Origin of the sequence: Xenorhabdus khoisanae, from assembly GCF_001037465.1 — a bacterium.
Taxonomy (GTDB): domain Bacteria; phylum Pseudomonadota; class Gammaproteobacteria; order Enterobacterales; family Enterobacteriaceae; genus Xenorhabdus; species Xenorhabdus khoisanae.
Map to the genome: position 1 here is coordinate 1 of NZ_LFCV01000262.1, position 1,051 is coordinate 1,051.

Annotated in this window: 1 protein-coding gene; it reads left to right on the forward strand. The window is 36.7% G+C overall.

What is annotated here, in order from left to right; genetic code table 11:
• The first annotated feature begins 279 nt into the window (after window positions 1–279).
• Window positions 280–879 (forward strand): metal-dependent hydrolase, encoded by a 600-nt coding sequence (locus tag AB204_RS20670; RefSeq protein ID WP_047965260.1) that lies wholly within the window; start codon window positions 280–282, stop codon window positions 877–879.
• Window positions 880–1,051: the final 172 nt, after the last annotated feature.

Here is a 1,051-nt window from a genome sequence, read left to right on the forward strand (position 1 = left end):
TGATATATTCAGCATGGCTCACTGAAGCCGATTTGGGGAGGAGTCCATTTCATTAGTATATGATTACTTAATAGCTAAATAGCTGCCGCGCTGCCACAGCCCCATACTCACTTTTCTTACATCTGGCAGCGCAAATATTAAGCTCTTGTTATCCACTGAATTGCTTCAGATAAATAAAGATTTTTCTTATTTACCCCCTATCATCCTTATGCAAAACCCTCTATACTGCCAACTGTACGTATACACAGCAATCAGCATAAATAATTAGTATAAATCGTTATGACAGCAGAAGGACATCTTCTTTTTTCCGTTGCCAGCCTTGTATTGGCTCACCAGCTAGAAATTACACCAGAAATAGCACATGGAGATTGGCTACATATGCTTCCTGGCGCACTTCTGGCTTCATTACTACCTGATATTGATCACCCAAGTTCAACTTTAGGTAGATTATTCCGTTTTATATCCATTCCAATTGCGCGCTTATGCGGGCATCGTGGGTTTACACACAGTTTATTAGCTCTCATTGCAGGTATTACTTTATTTCAGACTGAAATCCCCCCTGACTGGCCTATTCCAACTGATTTTATCCATGCCATGGTTGTGGGTTATATCAGCCATTTGATTGCTGATATGCTGACTCCTGCCGGTATTCCACTTTTATGGCCATTAAGAATACGTTTTTGTATTCCTATTGTTAGAGGTAAGGATAAACAACGCAAGAAAACTGAACGCTTCATCGCTGTGTTGCTAGTAGTAATTGCCATTATTCTTCCGCAACATATCGAATCTTCATTTGCTAGCTATTTAGAAAAATTTCAGTTGGATAAATTACAGTTAGATAAGTTGCAAATTGATAAATTACAGAATCTCTATAAGTAACCAATTGATTGTATTTTCAATAAATCAGCCCCCCATTTGAAAAAATGGGGTGTTCTAAAACATAAAAATTTCTTTTATATCCATTCTTATTCTTTTTTTGAGCAGCACTTATAACTCAATAAAATATCTCTTTCACCTGTCAAAATCGAAGAAAATAAAACATCAATAGATT

Coding starts and splice junctions, on each gene's coding strand:
- AB204_RS20670 (WP_047965260.1), top strand. CDS start 280: ATGACAGCAGAAGGACATCTTCTTTTTTCCGTTGCCAGCCTTGTATTG.